The sequence below is a fragment of the Streptomyces sp. NPDC058576 genome, from assembly GCF_042718715.1.
Taxonomy (GTDB): domain Bacteria; phylum Actinomycetota; class Actinomycetes; order Streptomycetales; family Streptomycetaceae; genus Streptomyces.
The window spans coordinates 57,612-75,414 of record NZ_JBHXPF010000032.1 but is presented as its reverse complement, the minus strand read 5'-3'; the positions used below and the strand labels follow the sequence as shown (position 1 = coordinate 75,414).

Here is a 17,803-nt window from a genome sequence, read left to right as displayed (position 1 = left end):
GCCCTTGCGGAGCCGACATGTCTCCGCGAGGCTGTCGCCCGTGACCGTTGACGAGGCGTGGCAGCAGATCGAGGACTGGCTCCGCACCCATGCCCCCTCCAGTCACGCGGCGCTTCCTCCTCCCGCCGCCGCCGACGAGATCCGGGCGGCGCGGGACGTGCTCGACCGACCGCTCCCGCAGGATCTGCTGGCATCGCTCGCGCGCCACAATGGTTCGGGGGGTTTTGTCCTGCCGCACTTCTACCGGCTGGACGACACACGCCTGATCGGGGCGGAGTCCGCCTTGCGCCGTCGGGCGGAGCGGGACCGCCGCCGTCAGGCCGAGGAGGACAGCCGGATCCGCCCGAACGTGACCCCCTTCCCGCGTCCCGGGGAATTCCTCCAGTGGAACCCCCACTGGATTCCGCTCGCCCACGACGAGAGCGGCAATCTGCTCTTCGTCAGCCAGGAGCCCGGACCCTCCTTCGGCAGGATCGGCGAGAAGGCGAAGGACGACAACGCCTCGTTCCCCGACCGGGAACCCTTCGCCTCGCCGGCCGCGCTCCTGGCGTCCGTGGCCCGCGGTCTGCACGACGGCGTGGTCGACCTCTGGGGCGAGCGGGAACCGTACGTCGACGAGGACGGGTTCCTGGACTGGCGTGAGCCCGACGCGGACACCGTCGTGGCCTGGGACATGGAGGCGATGAACCGGCGCTTCGGCTTCGGGTGAAGCGACCTCGGCCGGGAACACCACCGCCCCCGGCGCTGTGCGGTGCCGGGGGCGGTGTCCGTGCGCAGAGGTCAGCGCAGCTGCTCGTACGCGGGCAGCGTCAGGAAGTCCGCGTAGTCCTGGTCCAGCGAGACCTGGAGCAGCAGGTCGTGGGCCTGCTGCCACTTGCCGGCGGTGAAGGTCTCCTCGCCGATCTCCTCGCGGATCGCGGCCAGTTCCTCGGCGGCGACCTTGCGGGCCAGGTCCGCGGTGGCGTGTTCGCCGTTCTCGAAGACCACGTCCGCGTTGATCCACTGCCAGATCTGCGAGCGGGAGATCTCGGCGGTGGCCGCGTCCTCCATCAGGTTGAAGATGGCGACCGCGCCCAGGCCGCGCAACCAGGCCTCGATGTAGCGGATGCCGACCGCGACGGCGTTGCGCAGGCCGTCGTACGTGGGGCTCGCGTCGAGCGAGTCGATGGCGATCAGGTCGCCCGGGGCCACCGAGACGTCCTCGCGCAGCCGGTCCTTCTGGTTCGGCTTCTCGCCGAGGACCGCGTCGAAGGAGGCCAGGGCGATCGGGACCAGGTCGGGGTGGGCGACCCAGGACCCGTCGAAGCCGTCGTGCGCCTCGCGGTCCTTGTCCGCCTTGACCTTCTCGAAGGCGACCTTGTTGACCTCGGCGTCGCGGCGCGAGGGGATGAAGGCCGCCATGCCGCCGATCGCGTGCGCGCCGCGCTTGTGGCAGGTGCGGACCAGGAGTTCGGTGTACGCCCGCATGAACGGGGCGGTCATCGTGACCGCGTTGCGGTCCGGCAGGACGAACTTGGCACCGCCGTCACGGAAGTTCTTGACGATGGAGAAGAGGTAGTCCCAGCGGCCGGCGTTCAGCCCGGCGGCGTGGTCGCGCAGCTCGTAGAGGATCTCCTCCATCTCGTACGCGGCGGTGATCGTCTCGATCAGGACGGTCGCGCGGACCGTGCCCTGCGGGATGCCGACGTAGTCCTGGGCGAAGACGAAGATGTCGTTCCAGAGGCGGGCCTCCAGGTGCGACTCCGTCTTCGGCAGGTAGAAGTACGGGCCCTTGCCGAGGTCGATCAGGCGCTGCGCGTTGTGGAAGAAGTAGAGGCCGAAGTCGACCAGCGCGCCCGGCACGGAGACGCCGTCCAGCTGCAGGTGGCGCTCCTCCAGGTGCCAGCCGCGCGGGCGCATGACGACCGTGGCGAGTTCGCCGGCGGACTTCAGCGCGTACGACTTGCCGGACTTCGGGTCGGTGAAGTCGATGCGGCGCTCGTAGGCGTCGGTCAGGTTGAGCTGGCCGAGGACGACGTTCTCCCATGTGGGGGCGGACGCGTCCTCGAAGTCGGCGAGCCAGACCTTCGCGCCGGAGTTCAGCGCGTTGATGGTCATCTTGCGGTCGGTCGGACCGGTGATCTCCACCCGGCGGTCGCTCAAAGCGGCCGGAGCCGGGGCGACCTTCCAGGAGTCGTCCGCGCGGACCGCCGCCGTCTCGGGCAGGAAGTCCAGCGTGGAGGTGCGGGCGATCTCGGCGCGGCGCTCACCGCGCCGGGCGAGCAGCTCATTGCGGCGCGGGGTGAACTGCCGGTGCAGCTCGGCCACGAACGCGAGGGCCGCGTCGGTCAGGACCTCTTCCTGCCGGGGCAGGGGCTCGGCATCGACGATGGCCAGCGTGGACGGCGCTGGTGCGGACATGAGCTGTCACTCCTTCAGCGGGCGGCGGCGTCTCATGGCCGCCGGGTCGCCTGAGACGGCACGGCGTGCCATGGCTCCGAGATACGGCCGTGGGTGCCGTCTGAGGTTCAGAGGGCTTCTGACCAGTGGATAGTAGTTTCCTCATGGTGGAAGTTCAATGGTTTGTTGATGTCGAGATTCTCCGGGTCGACAGAAACGGGCCGACAGCGGCGCAGCGTGCCAGCGCGGCCACGGACTGTCGACCGGCGAGCGGCGGCGCCCGTCGCCCCGGGCGACGGCCGTTCCGGTCACTCCAGATGCCTGAGGTCCTGCGAGGTGTCGATGTCGTACGCCTCCGCCACATCCGAACACTCCACGAGCGTGATCGCATCGCGGTGCTCCCGCAGATACGCCCGCGCGCCCTGGTCGCCCACCGCCCCCGCCGCGATGTCCGTCCACCGGTCCGCCCCGAACAGCACCGGATGGCCCCGCTCCCCGCCGTACGAGGCGGCCGCCAGGCTCAGCCGCGAGCGGTACGCGAGACGCACCCGCGCCACCGCCTCCGCCCCGATCCCCGGCTGATCGACCAGGAGGACGAGCGCCGCGTCCGCGTCCGTCGCGCTCAGGGCGGCCAGGCCCAGCCGGAGCGAGGAGCCCATGCCCTCCTCCCAGCCCGGGTTCACCGCCACCGCGCAGCCCGTGAGGTCCGCCCGGGCCCGCACCTCGTCGGCCGCCGCGCCCAGCACCACGTGCAGCGGGCCGCAGCCGCCGTTGCGCAGGGAGCGCAGCGCGTGCTCGACCAGCGGGCGGCCCCGGTGCCGCAGCAGCGCCTTCGGGCGGCCGCCGAGCCGGCGCCCCCCTCCGGCGGCCAGCAGCACCCCCGCGACCTTGGGATTCCTCGCCTGGGAGCGCGTGTTCGTCGCCATGTCCGTAACCATGGGGTCTGGATACCACTGAGGCCTTCGCACACGCGACACGCATGTCACCCTCAGGGGTAACCTTGATTTCTTTCCGTGGGCTGGCGCGCACAGCCTGTCATGGCGTTAACTTGCGGGCGAACCCGGGGACTTGGCCACAGCCCGGATTCGGGGGTCACACCGGCACAAGGACGTGCGAGGGGGAGTGCTGTGTTGCGAAGCGTGGGGCAGAAGCGGCTGACCGGCAGCGACGAGGACCCGAGGGTTGCCGAGCTGCGGATGGCCGTCTCGCGGCTGCGCCGGGAGCTCGCCGGGCTCCGGACCGAATTCCCCGACCGGCCGATCGCCGAGGACGAGCTGGCGGCCCTGGCCGCCATGGCCGTCAGCGGGGTGCCGGAGATCCCCCGGATGCGCCGCTCCCTGCTGCTGATCGCGGGGGCGATCGGCTCGGTGAGCGCGGTGGCCGCCGCCCTGCGCGAGGTGCGCAACGCGGTCGACCTCTTCGGAGAGCCGCCGCGCGGATGACACCACGCCCTCCGGCCCGTGAGGGGTCCGGACCGGGACACCCCTAGGGTGCGGGCGGGCCCGAGGGGCCTCGCCCCCGCGACTCAGCCGCCGTTCGTCCCGCTGCTCGCCAGTGCGTCGGACAGTTCCTTGGCTACCTGCTGGAGGATCGGCACGATCCGCTCCGTGGCCGCCTCCGTGACGCGTCCCGCCGGGCCCGAGATGGAGATCGCGGCCGAGGTGGGGGAGTTCGGCACGGGGACCGCGAGGCACCGCACCCCGATCTCCTGCTCGTTGTCGTCCACCGCGTATCCGGCGCGGCGCACCAGCTCCAGGGCGTCCAGGAAGCCCTCCGGCGTGGTGATCGTCTTCTCCGTCGCGGCCGGCATGCCCGTCCGGGCCAGGAGCGCACGGACCTCGTCGGCGGGGGTATGCGCGAGGAGCGCCTTGCCCACGCCGGTGGAGTGGGGCAGCACCCGGCGGCCGACCTCGGTGAACATCCGCATGGAGTGCTTGGACGGCACCTGGGCGACGTAGACGATCTCGTCCCCGTCCAGCAGTGCCATGTTCGCCGTCTCGCCGGTCTCCTCGACCAGACGGCTGAGGTAGGGGCGGGCCCAGGTGCCCAGCAGCCGGGAGGCGGACTCGCCGAGCCGGATCAGGCGCGGGCCGAGCGCGTAGCGGCGGTTGGGCTGCTGGCGTACGTACCCGCAGACGACCAGGGTGCGCATCAGCCGGTGGATGGTCGGCAGGGGCAGACCGCTGCTCGCGGACAGCTCGCTGAGCCCGACCTCGCCCCCGGCGTCGGCCATCCGCTCCAGCAGATCGAAGGCGCGCTCAAGGGACTGCACCCCACCGCTGGAACCGGAGGGCTTGGAGTCGGCTGTGCTGGCGTGGGACGGCGGCACGTCAACGGTCCTTTCGAAGCGGAAGGCAAGGCAGCAGCCTACCGGGCGGTTCCCGAACGGCCCACAGGTGCCCGGTCGGCGTCCGTGCCGGTCAGGGCCTGTTTTGTCCGGGTGCCGACGGTCGGTTCGGACGGCCGGGCGCCGCCCCTCCTGGCCCATGCTACGTTCCGCAGTTCGAAATATGACTTTTACTTTGTGGAAACCTCCAGTCGGGGCGGCAGGGCTGGCCCGCCGGCCCTCCTTACCGGAAGGTGGGTCTTGACGAGGGCGATTCCCGAGTGAAGACTCCATCGAAGCTTCAACAGTTCGTTGAATTCCTGAGCTGATTGAACGCCTGTCGTGATCATTTTGGAGTGAAGGAGCACGGGTGTCCGGTGTGGACGTGAACCTGGTACTGCGCTCGACGCGCGTCATCACCCCCGAGGGCACCCGCCCGGCGGCGGTCGCCGTCGCGGGCGGGACGATCGACGCGGTCCTGCCGTACGACGCCGAGGTGCCTGCCGGCGCCCGCCTGGAGGACTTCGGCGACGACGTCCTGCTGCCCGGCCTGGTCGACACCCACGTCCATGTGAACGACCCCGGCCGCACCGAGTGGGAAGGCTTCTGGACCGCCACCCGCGCGGCCGCCGCGGGCGGCATCACCACGCTCCTGGACATGCCGCTCAACTCCCTCCCGCCGACCACCACCGTCGAGAACCTGCGCACCAAGCAGCAGGTCGCCGCCCCCAAGGCGCACGTCGACACCGGCTTCTGGGGCGGCGCGATCCCGTCCAACGTCAAGGACCTGCGCCCGCTGTTCGAGGCCGGGGTCTTCGGCTTCAAGTGCTTCCTGTCGCCCTCCGGCGTCGAGGAGTTCCCGGAGCTGGACCAGGAGCAGCTGGCCCGCTCCATGGCGGAGATCGCCGGATTCGGCGGACTGCTCATCGTCCACGCCGAGGACCCGCACCACCTGGCCGACGCCCCGCAGCGCTCCGGCCCCGCCTACGCGGACTTCCTCGCCTCCCGTCCCCGCGACGCCGAGAACACCGCGATCGAGGGGCTCATCGCCCACGCCAAGCGGCTGAACGCCCGCGTCCACGTCCTGCACCTCTCCTCCAGCGACGCGCTGCCGCTGATCGCCGCGGCGAAGCGCGAGGGCGTCCGCGTCACCGTCGAGTCCTGCCCGCACTTCCTCACCCTCACCGCCGAGGAAGTCCCGGACGGGGCAACCGAGTTCAAGTGCTGCCCGCCGATCCGCGAGGCCGCCAACCAGGACACCCTGTGGGCCGGGCTCGCCGACGGCACCATCGACTGCATCGTCAGCGACCACTCGCCGTGCACCACGGACCTCAAGACCCCGGACTTCGCCTCCGCCTGGGGCGGCATCTCCTCCCTCCAGCTCGGCCTCCCCGCCATCTGGACCGAGGCCCGCAAGCGAGGCCACAGTCTCGACGACGTCGCCCGCTGGATGTCCGCCGCACCCGCCGAACTCGCCGGACTGAACAGGAAGGGCGCCATCGAGGCCGGACGCGACGCCGACTTCGCGGTCCTGGACCCCGAGGCGACCTTCACCGTCGACCCCGCCGAGCTCTTCCACCGCAACCAGGTCACCGCCTACGCCGGGAAGACCCTGCACGGCGTGGTCCGCTCCAGCTGGCTGCGCGGCGTCCGCATCGCCTCCGACGGCGTCCTCGCCGAGCCCACCGGCCGCCTCCTCGAACGGGACCACTGACCGGCGCCCACCGGTCCACTCCTCGAACGAGCCCCCCGACCGTGCCCGAAAGGAACGCCTCGACCATGACGGACGTCGCGATACCCCGCTTCACCGGTGATGCCCGCCCCTACGGCGGTGGTGACCCGTACGCCGACCACCGCACCGCCGACTTCCCCTTCACCCACCTCGTGGACCTCGCCGACCGCCGCCTCGGGGCTGGGGTCATCGCCGCCAACGACGAGTTCTTCGCCGAGCGCGAGAACCTGCTCAAGCCCGAGCCCGCCGTCTTCGACCCGGAGCACTTCGGCCACAAGGGCAAGATCATGGACGGCTGGGAGACCCGCCGCCGACGCGGCGTCAGCGCCGCCGAGCCGCACCCCACCGCCGACGACCACGACTGGGCCCTCGTCCGGCTCGGCGCGCCCGGCGTGATCCGGGGCATCGTCCTCGACACCGCCCACTTCCGCGGCAACTACCCGCAGGCCGTCTCCGTCGAGGCCGTCGCCCTGCCCGGCTCCCCGTCCCCCGAGGACCTCCTCGCCCCCGACGTGAAGTGGACGACGCTCGTCCCCCGTACGGCGGTCGGCGGCCACGCGGCCAACGGGTTCGCCGTCGACGCGGAGCAGCGCTTCACCCACCTGCGGGTCAACCAGCACCCGGACGGCGGCATCGCCCGGCTCCGCGTGTACGGAGAGGTCGCCCCGGACCCCGCCTGGCTCGCCGCCCTCGGTACGTTCGACCTCGCGGCCCTGGAGAACGGCGGCCAGGTCGAGGACGCATCCGACCGCTTCTACTCCCCGGCCACGAACACCATCCAGCCCGGCCGCTCCCGCAAGATGGACGACGGCTGGGAGACCCGCCGCCGGCGCGACAAGGGCAACGACTGGATCAGCTACCGCCTCGCCGCGCAGTCCGGGATCCGGGCCGTCGAGATCGACACCGCCTACCTCAAGGGCAACTCGGCGGGCTGGGCGAGCCTCTCGGTACGGGACGGCGAGGGCGGCGACTGGACGGAGGTCCTGCCCCGGACCCGCCTCCAGCCCGACACCAACCACCGCTTCGTGCTGGACGCGACCGTCCGGGCCACCCACGTACGGATCGACATCTTCCCGGACGGTGGCATCTCCCGGCTGCGGCTGTACGGATCGCTCACCGAGGAGGGCGCGGCCGCCCTGGCGGCCCGCCACCGGGAGCTCGGCGGCTGATCCGCGAACGGCCGGGAGGGGCCACACCGCGGTCTCAGGGGGATCGCGGTGTGGCCCCTCCCGTCCCGATACCTGAGGGTGTGTCACCCTGGTCGGGGTGTGGGGAGCGGCCCCGAAGGGCAGGCGAACCGCACCTTTCGGTGTTCCCGATGTTCGACGTTCCGACGCCCCGCCCAGGAGCCCCCATGATCTTCATCGCCGTCAAGTTCACCGCCCTCGTCGCCGAGCGCGACAACTGGCTGCCCCGGCTGGAGGACTTCACCGTCGCCACCCGCAGCGAGCCCGGCAACGTCTTCTTCGACTGGTCCTACAGCGTGGAGAACCCCAACGAGTTCGTCCTGCTGGAGGCCTTCGCCGACGGGGCGGCGGGGGAGGCGCACGTGAACTCCGACCACTTCAAGGCGGCGATCGAGACGATGTCGGAGATGGTCGCCGAGGTCCCCGAGATCATCAACGTCGAGGTGGAGGGCGCCGGCTGGTCCCGGATGGCGGAGGTCACCCCGCGCAACCGGTGACGGCCGGACCCGCCGAGGGGCGCTCAGAACTCCTCGTGGGACTCCGGGTCGCCGCCGAACCGCCGCTGCCGCCCCGAGGCGATCGTCGTCAACTCCTGTGCCGTCAGCTCGAACCCGAACAGATCGAGGTTCTCGTGCTGCCGGCCCGGGTCCGCCGACTTCGGGATCGGCACCGCGCCCAGCTGGGTATGCCAGCGCAGCACCACCTGGCCGGGGCTCACCCCGTGGTCCTGTGCGATCGCCACGGTCGAGGGATCCTCCAGCACCTCGCGGCCCCGGGCCAGCGGGCTCCAGCTCTCCGTGACGATGCCCTTCGCCGCGTGCACCGCCCGCAGCTCCTCCTGCGGGAGCAGCGGATGCATCTCGATCTGGTTCACCGAGGGCAGCACGCCCGTCTCCCGCTCCAGCCGCTCCAGGTGTGCGGCGGTGAAGTTGGAGACGCCGATGGAGCGGACCAGACCGTCCTCGCGGAGCCTGAGCATCGCCTTCCAGGTGTCCACGTACTTGTCGACGCGGGGGAGCGGCCAGTGGATCAGGTAGAGGTCGACGTACTCGACGCCCAGGCGGGCCCGTGACTCCTCGAACGAGGCGAGCGTCTCCTCGTACCCCTGGTGCCGGCCGGGCACCTTCGTGGTGATGACGACCTCCTCGCGCGGCAGCCCGCTGCGGGCGATGCCCCGGCCGGTGCCGGTCTCGTTGCCGTAGTTGAGGGCCGTGTCGACCAGCCGGTAGCCGAGCTCCAGGGCCCCGGCGACGGCCTCCTCGGCCGCCGCGTCGTCCAGCGGGTAGGTGCCGAGCCCCACCGCGGGGAGCCGGGTGCCGTCGTTGAGCGTGTGAACCGGTGTGCCGGACATGTGCTGGATCCTGTCCTTCCCGTCGCTGCCCCGTCCCGGCCAGCGTAGGGGCGCGAGCGGGACGGGGCAGCCGGACGGGGCCGCCGGGGGAGTGCCCGGGGTGAAGGGCCGGCGGACGCGTCGGCGCGTCCGCCGGGCGCGTCGCCGCTCAGGCCGCGTGGCCGCCGTCCACGACGACCTCCGTTCCGGTGATGAAGCCCGCCTCCGCGCTCGCGAGGTACGCGACGAGCGAGGCGACCTCCTCCGTCGTGCCGAAGCGGCCCAGGGCGGTCGCCGAGCGCTGGCCCTCGGCGAACGGCCCGTCGGCCGGGTTGAGATCGGTGTCCACGGGTCCGGGCTGGATCAGGTTCACCGTGATGCCGCGCGGCCCCAGCTCCCGGGCCAGCGGCTTGGTCAGTCCGGCCAGGGCGGACTTGCTCAGCGCGTAGAGGGTGCCACCGGGCCCGCCCGCGTACCGGCTCAGCGCGGTGCCCACGGAGACGATGCGGCCGCCGTCGGCCAGCCGCTCCGCCGCCGCCCGGCAGGCGAGGAAGACGGCCCGCACGTTCACCGCGAGGGTGCGGTCCACCTCCTCCCCGGTGAGCGCCGTGATCGGGCCGAGGACGCCGATGCCCGCGTTGTTGACCAGGATGTCGAGCCGGCCGAGCGCGTCCGCCGCCCGGTGCACCGCCTCGGCCGCCGCACCGGCGTCCGCCGCGTCGCAGCGCAGGGCGAGCCCCCGGCGGCCGAAGCCCTCGATCTTCGCGACGACCGCACGGGCCGCCGCCTCGTCCGCGACATAGGTCACGGCGACGTCCGCGCCCTCTTGGGCGAGCCGCAGCGCGGTCGCGGCGCCGATGCCCCGGCTGCCCCCGGTGACCAGGGCGGCCCGGGGCGCGAGGCCGGTCGGAGCGGAGGGGGAGGGGGCGCTGGAAAGGGTGCTGGACATGGCTGTTCCTTGCTGATCGGGGACGCCGTCGCTCCGACGGCAACCCCCAGCAAACGCGGGCCGGGGCCCGCGCACCGGCGGGTATCGGACGCCCACCGCCGCCCGGGCCGCTCACCGTGGGGGCAGCAGCGCGGCGTCCGTCGCCGCCGCCCGCAGCCGGACCAGGATGGCGCGGGCCGCCTTGTCGTAGCCGAGGTTGTTGTTCTGGAGCACCGACTCGGCGTTGGCCAGCTCCAGCAGGGCGATCACCTCGAAGGCCAGCTGACACACGTCGGTGTCCCGGGCCAGCTCCCCGGCGGACCTGGCCTCCTCGATCGTCTGCTCCACGAAGGTGACCCAGCCCGTCTGCGCGGACGCCAGGGCGTCGTGCACCCGGCCGCCGCGGGCGTCGAACTCGGCGGTGGCGGCGTAGAAGAAGCAGCCGCCCCGGAACACCCGCTCGCGGGAGTACGCGATCCAGGCCTCGCACAGCCGCCAGACCCGCCCGAGCCCCGGCGGCACCGACCGGGTGGGGCGCAGCACGTGATCGACGTAGACGGCCACCGCCCCCCGCACGGTGGCCAGCTGGAGCCCCTCCTTCGAGCCGAAGAGGGCGAACACCCCGCTCTTGCTCAGCCCCAGCTCGGTGGCGAGCCGCCCCAGCGACAGGCCTTCAAGACCTTCGACCGAGGCGATCTGCACCGCCCGCCCGAGAATCAACTGCCGGGTCTGGTTCCCCCGCTCGACCCGCCCGTCCACTCTTACCGACGCCATGTGACCACTCCGTGTCTCAGAGTTATCGAGGCGTCAGTCTAGGGAGCGGCGGAGCGGACGACGCACCCTCCGTCGCCCGGCCGGACGGCCCGACCGCCTCTGACCACGGGAGATACCTCGCAACGATCCGGCAGTTGAGACAGGTGTTCCTTTTCCGGGGCCCCGGCGGGTAGCGTGATCATTCCGCGTGCGAGCCGGTGAGGTCTCCACAACACGTTCCGTGGAGAGACCCAGGAGAACCCGGTGTCCGCTGTCGCCGTGCCCGCGCTCGCACCCCCGCGCCGCGCCTGGGTCACCGATCTGCCCGTGCTGGCGGTCGCCGCCGTCTGGGGCGCGAGCTACCTCGCGGCCAAGGGCATCACCACCGCCCACACCGTCATCGCCGTGCTCGTCCTGCGCTTCGCGATCGTGCTGCCGGTGCTCGTGGCGACCGGATGGCGCAGGCTGCGGGCGCTGACCGGAGCGCAGTGGCGGGGCGCCGGGCTGCTGGGCCTGGTGCTGAGCGGGATCTTCCTGCTGGAGACGTACGGGGTGGTGCACACCTCCGCCACCAACGCCGGGCTGATCATCAGCCTCACCATGATCTTCACGCCGCTCGCCGAGGCCGCCGTGACCCGCGTCCGCCCGCCGGCCGGATGCGTCGCCGGGGCCGGGCTCTCCGTCGCCGGAGTGGTCCTGCTGACCCAGGGCGGCGGGTTCACCAGCCCCTCGGGCGGCGATCTCCTCATGCTCCTCGCCGCCCTCGCCCGTACGGTCCACGTCCTGGCCATGGCCAGGATCAAGGCGGTCCAGGACGCCGACTCGCTGTCCCTGACCACCGTCCAGCTCGGCAGCGCGGTCGCCGTCTTCGCCGTCCTCGCCGCCGTCCCCGGCACCGGCGCCTCGCCGTGGAGCACGGCGGCGGACTTCGGCGCCCGGGAGTGGGCGGGCCTGGTCTTCCTCTCGGTGTTCTGCACGCTGTTCGCGTTCTTCGTACAGATGTGGTCCGTACGCCGCACCTCGCCGTCCCGGGTCAGCCTGCTGCTCGGCACGGAACCGCTGTGGGCCGCCGCCGTCGGCATCAGCCTCGGCGGGGAACGGCTCGGGCTGCTCGGGGCGGCCGGCGCGGTCCTCGTCCTGGCGGGCACCGCGTGGGGCCGGCGCGGCGCCGACCGGGAGCGCGCCGGGGCGTGAGCCCGACCACCGCCGTCAGGTCTTGATCGAGTCGGCGGCGATCATCACGGCCGCCCCCGCCACGATCAGCACGATGTTGACGAACAGCGCGCGGTCGCTGAGGAAGTCGATGTGCCGCACCACCGTCCACAGCCGGAACCAGCCCGTCCACTCGTACAGCAGCCCGCCGATGCCCTGGACGAAGACGAGGAACCCGATCGTCTCGACGATTTTCTTCATGGGCCGAGCCTCCCGCCCGCCCGGACACCGCCGCGTCGGCCACCGGTCCCGTCCGCCGCGCCGAAAGTAGCGGGTCGTGCGACTTTGGTAGCCGGCTGGCCCCGCGACGCCCCTCCGGGACGAGGGGCTGCGTAACTTTGTCGATATGACGCGCACCGAGTACCGCTGGCTGCTCCCCTCGGCGATGGCCGATCCCGGGCTGCCCGACGACCGGGCCCGGACGCGGCGGACCGTGCGGGACTGGGCCGTCGACATCACGGCCTTCCTCATCGCCGCGGGCATCGGCCTGCTCGCCCTCACCGCGATCGAGGCCGACGGCAGCACGCCCGAAGCGGTCCTGTTCGCGGACTCGGTGATCGGCGCGGCGGCCTGCTGCGCGCTCTGGCTGCGGCGGCGCTGGCCCGTCGGCCTCGCCGTCGCCCTGACCCTCGTGTGCGTCGTGGAACCCGTGGCCGCCGGGGCGCTGCTGGTGGCCCTCTTCAGCCTGGCCGTCCACCGCCCCTTCAAGCCGACGGCGATCGTCGGCCTGGGCGCGCTGGTCATGACACCGCTCCAGCCACTGCTGCGCCCCGACCCGGCGACCTCCTTCCTCGCCTCGCTCATCTTCGGGATCCTGCTGGTCCTGCTGGTGCTCAGCTGGGGCATGGTCGTACGCTCCCGGCGCCAGCTCGTCCTCAGCCTCCGCGAACGGGCCCGCCGCGCCGAGGCCGAGGCGGAGCTGCGCGCCGAACAGGCCCAGCGCCTCGCCCGCGAGGCCATCGCCCGCGAGATGCACGATGTCCTGGCCCACCGGCTGACCCTCCTCAGCGTCCACGCCGGGGCCCTCGAATTCCGGCCCGACGCCCCCGCCGCCGAGGTGGGCCGGGCCGCCGGCGTCATCCGGGACAGCGCCCACGAGGCGCTCCAGGACCTCCGCGAGATCATCGGCGTCCTGCGTGGCCCCGGCGACACCGACGAGGGCGAGCGGCCGCAGCCCACCCTCGCCACCCTGGACGCCCTCGTCGCCGAGTCCCGGCTCGCGGGCATGAAGGTCGCCGTCGACAACCGGGTCGCCGCCCCTGGGGACGCCCCCGCCGCCACCGGCCGCACGGTCTACCGGATCGCGCAGGAAGCCCTGACCAACGCCCGAAAGCACGCGCCCGGCACCGAGGTCTCCCTCACCGTGGCGGGCGGCCCCGGCGAAGGCCTCACCGTCGAGGTGGAGAACCCCGCCCCCACCGAACCCTTCGAACGGGTCCCCGGCTCCGGCCAGGGACTCATCGGCCTCACCGAACGCGCCACCCTCGCCGGGGGAGAGCTGGAGCACGGCCCGACGAAGGACGGCGGCTTCGCGGTCCGCGCCCGACTGCCGTGGCCCGCCGCGTGACGCGCGGTGTACGAGGACGAGTCGCGCGGGCCGTAAGGGAACGGGTGACGCCCGCCGTACGGGGTCCGCGCCCCGGCTGGCTACGGTGGCCGTCATGAACACCCCGGCGTCCCCGACACCCCCGGCATCCCCCACGCCCCTGCCCGGGCGGCCCGTCCGGCTGCTGATCGTCGACGACGACCCGCTGGTCCGGGCAGGACTGACCCTGATGCTCGGCGGCGACGAGGGCATCGACATCGTCGGGGAGGGCGCGGACGGCGACGAGGTCGAGGAGCTGGTCGAACGGCTGCGCCCCGACGTCGTCCTGATGGACATCCGGATGCCGGTCATGGACGGACTCACCGCGACCGAGCGGCTGCGCCGCCGGCCCGACGCCCCCGAAGTCGTCGTCCTCACCACCTTCCACGCCGACGAACAGGTGCTCCGGGCCATCCGGGCCGGGGCGGCGGGATTCGTCCTGAAAGACACCCCGCCCGCCCGGATCGTCGACTCGGTCCGCCGGGTCGCCGCCGGGGACCCGGTGCTCTCGCCCGCCGTCACGCGCCAGTTGATGGCCCGCGCCGCGGGCGGCGGGCACGACGACCGGGCCGGCCGCACCGACCGCGCACGCAGGCGTTTCGACCAACTCGCCGCGCGGGAGAAGGACGTCGCCGTCGCGGTCGGACGCGGCGGCTCCAACGCGGAGATCGCGGGTTCCCTCTATCTCAGCGTCGCCACCGTCAAGACCCAGGTCTCACGGATTCTCGCCAAACTCGAACTCAACAACCGCGTTCAGATCGCCCTGTTGGTCCATGACGCGGGACTCCTCGACACGGACGAGGAGGACGGCGGCGGCCTACGCTGAGCGGAGCATGTGCGGGCTGCCGGCGCGCTGACGACGCGTGCCCGGAGCACTCGGCCCCGTCCGCCGCACCTCCTCCCCGAAGGGAACCGCGTTGACCACTCAGCCCCTGGTCGATCTCGCCGCGCTCGGCGAGCAGTTCACCCGCGACCCCTATCCCGCCTATGCCGCCCTGCGCGCGAAGGGCCCCGTCCACCGGGTACGGATCCCCGAGGGCGCGGACGCCTGGCTCGTCGTCGGATACGAGGCGGGCCGCGCCCTCCTCGCCGACCAGCGGCTCTCCAAGCACTGGAGCCGTGCCTCGCCCGCGCTCGGGGTGAGCAAGGTGTCCGCGGGCTCCTCGATGCTCGGCTCGGACGCCCCCGACCACACCCGGCTGCGCAAGCTGGTCGCCCGTGAGTTCACCCCGCGCCGCATGGAGCAGCTGGCCCCTCGCATACAGCAGATGACCGACGAACTGCTGGACGCGATGCTCGCGGCCCCGAACCGCACGGCGGACCTCGTCGAGGCGCTGTCCTTCCCGCTGCCCATGTCGGTGATCTGCGAGCTGCTCGGGGTCCCGTTCCTGGACCGCGAGGACTTCCGTACCTGGTCCGGCCGCGCGGTCTCGTCCATCGACCCCTCCGTGCGCGCCTCCTCCACGCAGGAGATGACCGCGTACATCGCCGGGCTGCTCGCCGACAAACGCGAGAAGCCCGGTGAGGACCTGCTGAGCGCGCTCATCCACACCGCCGACGAGGACGGCGACCGGCTGTCCGGCGACGAACTGCTGGGCATGGCCTGGCTGCTGCTGGTCGCCGGACACGAGACCACCGTCAACCTCATCACCAACGGCGTGCACAACCTCCTGGCCCATCCCGACCAACTGGCCGCCCTGCGCGCGGACTTCTCCCTGATCGACAACGCCGTCGAGGAGGTCCTGCGCTTCGAGGGGCCGGTGGAGACCCCCACGTACCGCTTCACGACCGAGCCGATCGAGGTCGGCGGCACGGTGATCCCCGGCGGCGGCGAGCTGGTCCTCGTCGCCATGTCGGACGCCAACCGGGACCCCGCCCGCTACCCCGACGGGTCCCGCTTCGACATCACGCGCGACGCCCGGGGCCACATCGCCTTCGGGCACGGCATCCACTACTGCCTGGGCGCGCCGCTGGCCCGCATCGAGGCCCGGATCGCCATCCGGTCGCTGCTGGAGCGCTGCCCGGACCTGCGGCTGACCGCCGACCCGGCGACGCTCGCCTGGCGCGCCGGGATGCTGATGCGGGGGCCGCTGAGCCTGCCCGTCGCCTGGTAGCGGCCGGGCTCCCTCCCCCGGGGCTCCCCGCTCAGCCGCCGGGGATCTCGGTCATCGCCACCGGACGGCGTTCGCGGCGGGAGACCTCGCACGCCTCGGCGATCCGCAGGGCGTGCAGAGCCTCCCGCCCGTCGCACGGATTGGCCAGCTCGCCGCGGACCACGCGCAGGAACGCGTCCAGCTCCGCCTCGTACGCCGGGGCGAACCGTTCCAGGAAGCCCGGCCAGGGCTTCGCCGGGGCGCCGGGGCCGCCCGGTTCGGCCGAGGTCAGCGGCGTACGGTCGTCCAGGCCGACGGCGATCTGGTCCAGCTCGCCGGCCAGCTCCATCCGTACGTCGTACCCGGCGCCGTTGCACCGGGTCGCGGTGACGGTGGCGAGCGTCCCGTCGTCGAGGGTGAGCAGGGCCGCGGCCGTGTCCACGTCCCCGGCCTCCCGGAACATCGCGGGCCCGGCGTCCGAGCCGGTGGCGTACACCTCGCTCACCTCGCGGCCCGTCACCCAGCGCAGGATGTCGAAGTCGTGGACCAGACAGTCGCGGTACAGCCCGCCGGAGAGCGGAAGGTAGGCGGCGGGCGGCGGGGCGGGGTCGGACGTGGCCGCCCGCACGGTGTGCAGCCGTCCGAGCCTCCCCTCCCGCACGGCGGCCCTGGCCTCGCCGTATCCCGCGTCGAAGCGCCGCATGAAACCGAGCTGGAGGACGCTGCCCGCCGCCTCGACCTCCGTCAGCGCGGCAAGCGTGCCGGGCAGGTCCAGGGCGATCGGCTTCTCGCAGAAGACCGGCAGCCCGGCGCGGGCGGCTCGCGCGATGAGCCCGGCGTGGGCGGCGGTCGCCGAACAGATCACCACGGCGTCGGGCAGGCCCCGGGCCTCGCCCGCCCCGGTGAACAGGTCGTCCACGGCGACGGCCGTCCCGCCGGTCCGCAGGGCTGTCGCGGGGGCACGTTCCGGGTCCGCGTCCGCCAGCAGCAGGGCGTCCACGGCGGGGTGACGGCTCAGCACCTCCGCATGGAATGTCCCGATCCGTCCCGTTCCGATCAGTCCGATGCGCATGGGCCCCAAGGTGGCGTTCCGCCCATCGTCATGTCAAGCGTTTGTCCTGACAAATGGCGGCCGCATCGATGTGAACGGCGGTCGCGTCGATCGCGGGTCCCGCCCCGGCATGCCATGGCTTTGTCCGGACAAGCGAACTACGCTCGCCCCGTGACCGCACAAGGATCCGACCGGCCGCTGCCGCTGAGCGTTGACCGCACCAGCCCGGTGCCGCTCTACTTCCAGCTGGCGCAGCAGTTGGAGGCCGCCGTGGAACAGGGCCGGCTGGCCCCCGGCGCCCTGCTCGGGAACGAGATCGACCTCGCCGCCCGTCTCGGTCTGTCGCGGCCGACCGTCCGCCAGGCCATCCAGTCGCTCGTCGACAAGGGCCTGATGGTGCGCCGCCGGGGCGTCGGCACCCAGGTCGTCCACAGCCAGGTCCGCCGCCCGCTGGAGCTCAGCTCCCTCTACGACGACCTGGAGTCGGCGGGCCAGCGCCCCGCCACCGGCGTCCTGCGCAACACGACGGAACCGGCCGGCGCCCAGGTCGCCGCCGCTCTCGGCGTCGCCGAGGGCAGCGAGGTCCACCTCGTGGAGCGGCTGCGCAGCGCCCACGGCGAGCCGATGGCCCTCCTGCGCAACCACCTGCCGCCGGGGCTGCTGCCCCTGCGCACCGAGGAGCTGGAGGCCACCGGCCTCTACCGGCTGATGCGGGCCTCCGGCATCACGCTGCACAGCGCCCGCCAGTCGGTGGGCGCGCGCGCCGCGACGGCGGGGGAGGCCCGGGTGCTGGACGAGGAGCCGGGGGCGCCGCTGCTCACGATGGAGCGCACGACGTACGACGACACGGGGCGGGTGGTCGAGTTCGGCTCGCACGTCTACAGGGCGGCGCGGTACTCCTTCGAATTCCAGCTCCTGGTCCGCACCTGAGCGGCCCGCTCCCAGCCCGTGGGCGTCGACCGCTCCCAGCCCGTCCGGGCGTCCACTCTCAGCCCGTCCGGCGTTTGAGGACGGAACCGTCGGCGTGGACGAGGCCGCACCCGCTGGGTACCCGGCCCCGGGGTCCCACTGCCTGCGGGCCGACCCACGCCAGGGTTCCGTCCTCAAACGCCGGACGGGCTGAAATGGTGCGGGCTCACCACCCACCCCAGGGTTCCTTCCGCAAACGCCGGACGGGCTGAAGTGGTGCCGGCTCACCACCCACCTCAGGGTTCGCCGGACGGGCTG

The 17,803-nt window shown here is 72.8% G+C and carries 18 protein-coding genes; 10 read left to right on the top strand and 8 right to left on the bottom strand.

The window, feature by feature from the left end; translation table 11 throughout:
* Window positions 1-40 precede the first annotated feature (40 nt).
* Window positions 41-709: an SMI1/KNR4 family protein gene (locus ACFWRV_RS22300; protein ID WP_384337163.1), complete on the top strand. Its 669-nt coding sequence runs from the start codon at window positions 41-43 to the stop codon at window positions 707-709.
* Between the two features lie 71 nt (window positions 710-780).
* Here ACFWRV_RS22300 and aceB read toward each other — a convergent pair whose 3' ends face one another.
* Together aceB and ACFWRV_RS22290 are read right to left on the bottom strand one after the other, a co-directional pair.
* Window positions 781-2,400 carry a malate synthase A gene (gene aceB, locus ACFWRV_RS22295; RefSeq protein WP_384337161.1) on the bottom strand — a complete coding sequence of 540 codons (1,620 nt, stop codon included), beginning with the start codon at window positions 2,398-2,400 and terminating at the stop codon, window positions 781-783.
* Between the two features lie 287 nt (window positions 2,401-2,687).
* Window positions 2,688-3,317 (bottom strand): NTP transferase domain-containing protein, encoded by a 630-nt coding sequence (locus ACFWRV_RS22290; RefSeq protein WP_384337159.1) that lies wholly within the window; start codon window positions 3,315-3,317, stop codon window positions 2,688-2,690.
* Window positions 3,318-3,518: 201 nt separating this feature from the next.
* Here ACFWRV_RS22290 and ACFWRV_RS22285 point away from each other — a divergent pair, with 201 nt between their 5' ends.
* Entirely contained in the window at window positions 3,519-3,821 is a 303-nt protein-coding gene (locus ACFWRV_RS22285) for a DUF5955 family protein (RefSeq protein ID WP_384337181.1), read from the top strand.
* Between the two features lie 83 nt (window positions 3,822-3,904).
* On the opposite strand, the gene ACFWRV_RS22280 is transcribed toward ACFWRV_RS22285, so the two are convergent.
* Window positions 3,905-4,708, bottom strand: coding sequence for an IclR family transcriptional regulator (locus ACFWRV_RS22280; RefSeq protein ID WP_384337157.1), 804 nt, complete (start codon window positions 4,706-4,708; stop codon window positions 3,905-3,907).
* Between the two features lie 367 nt (window positions 4,709-5,075).
* Between ACFWRV_RS22280 and allB the strand changes: the two genes are divergently transcribed.
* From allB to ACFWRV_RS22265, 3 genes are all read left to right on the top strand, one after another.
* Entirely contained in the window at window positions 5,076-6,419 is a 1,344-nt protein-coding gene (gene allB, locus ACFWRV_RS22275; protein WP_384337155.1) for an allantoinase AllB, read from the top strand.
* A gap of 65 nt (window positions 6,420-6,484) precedes the next feature.
* Window positions 6,485-7,606 carry an allantoicase gene (gene alc / locus ACFWRV_RS22270; protein ID WP_384337153.1) on the top strand — a complete coding sequence of 374 codons (1,122 nt, stop codon included), beginning with the start codon at window positions 6,485-6,487 and terminating at the stop codon, window positions 7,604-7,606.
* A 185-nt stretch (window positions 7,607-7,791) separates the two neighbouring features.
* Window positions 7,792-8,121, top strand: a complete 330-nt coding sequence (locus ACFWRV_RS22265; protein WP_384337151.1) for a putative quinol monooxygenase — start codon at window positions 7,792-7,794, stop codon at window positions 8,119-8,121.
* Window positions 8,122-8,144: 23 nt separating this feature from the next.
* Here ACFWRV_RS22265 and ACFWRV_RS22260 read toward each other — a convergent pair whose 3' ends face one another.
* From ACFWRV_RS22260 to ACFWRV_RS22250, 3 genes are all read right to left on the bottom strand, one after another.
* Window positions 8,145-8,975 carry an aldo/keto reductase gene (locus tag ACFWRV_RS22260; RefSeq protein ID WP_384337149.1) on the bottom strand — a complete coding sequence of 277 codons (831 nt, stop codon included), beginning with the start codon at window positions 8,973-8,975 and terminating at the stop codon, window positions 8,145-8,147.
* Window positions 8,976-9,123: 148 nt separating this feature from the next.
* Complete coding sequence (locus ACFWRV_RS22255) at window positions 9,124-9,903, bottom strand: SDR family NAD(P)-dependent oxidoreductase (RefSeq protein ID WP_384337147.1); 780 nt, start codon at window positions 9,901-9,903, stop codon at window positions 9,124-9,126.
* A 111-nt stretch (window positions 9,904-10,014) separates the two neighbouring features.
* Window positions 10,015-10,656: a TetR/AcrR family transcriptional regulator gene (locus ACFWRV_RS22250; protein ID WP_384337145.1), complete on the bottom strand. Its 642-nt coding sequence runs from the start codon at window positions 10,654-10,656 to the stop codon at window positions 10,015-10,017.
* Between the two features lie 243 nt (window positions 10,657-10,899).
* On the opposite strand from ACFWRV_RS22250, the gene ACFWRV_RS22245 reads away from it, so the two are divergent.
* Window positions 10,900-11,829 (top strand): DMT family transporter, encoded by a 930-nt coding sequence (locus ACFWRV_RS22245; RefSeq protein ID WP_384337143.1) that lies wholly within the window; start codon window positions 10,900-10,902, stop codon window positions 11,827-11,829.
* 15 nt (window positions 11,830-11,844) lie between these two features.
* Here the strand turns inward: ACFWRV_RS22245 and ACFWRV_RS22240 are convergent, their stop codons facing one another.
* The gene (locus ACFWRV_RS22240) at window positions 11,845-12,048 is read right to left on the bottom strand and encodes a hypothetical protein (protein WP_384337141.1); all 204 of its coding nucleotides are present in this window, start codon (window positions 12,046-12,048) and stop codon (window positions 11,845-11,847) included.
* A gap of 145 nt (window positions 12,049-12,193) precedes the next feature.
* Between ACFWRV_RS22240 and ACFWRV_RS22235 the strand changes: the two genes are divergently transcribed.
* From ACFWRV_RS22235 to ACFWRV_RS22225, 3 genes are all read left to right on the top strand, one after another.
* Window positions 12,194-13,414, top strand: coding sequence for a sensor histidine kinase (locus tag ACFWRV_RS22235; RefSeq protein WP_384337139.1), 1,221 nt, complete (start codon window positions 12,194-12,196; stop codon window positions 13,412-13,414).
* A gap of 94 nt (window positions 13,415-13,508) precedes the next feature.
* A complete protein-coding gene (locus ACFWRV_RS22230) occupies window positions 13,509-14,258 on the top strand; it encodes a response regulator (protein ID WP_384337137.1) in 750 nt (249 codons plus the stop codon).
* 91 nt (window positions 14,259-14,349) lie between these two features.
* On the top strand, window positions 14,350-15,546 hold the full coding sequence (locus ACFWRV_RS22225; RefSeq protein WP_384337135.1) for a cytochrome P450: 1,197 nt from the start codon (window positions 14,350-14,352) through the stop codon (window positions 15,544-15,546).
* A 31-nt stretch (window positions 15,547-15,577) separates the two neighbouring features.
* Here ACFWRV_RS22225 and ACFWRV_RS22220 read toward each other — a convergent pair whose 3' ends face one another.
* Window positions 15,578-16,597, bottom strand: a complete 1,020-nt coding sequence (locus ACFWRV_RS22220) for a Gfo/Idh/MocA family oxidoreductase (RefSeq protein WP_384337133.1) — start codon at window positions 16,595-16,597, stop codon at window positions 15,578-15,580.
* Window positions 16,598-16,747: 150 nt separating this feature from the next.
* Here ACFWRV_RS22220 and ACFWRV_RS22215 point away from each other — a divergent pair, with 150 nt between their 5' ends.
* Window positions 16,748-17,506, top strand: a complete 759-nt coding sequence (locus ACFWRV_RS22215; protein WP_384337131.1) for a GntR family transcriptional regulator — start codon at window positions 16,748-16,750, stop codon at window positions 17,504-17,506.
* The last annotated feature ends 297 nt before the right edge of the window (window positions 17,507-17,803 follow it).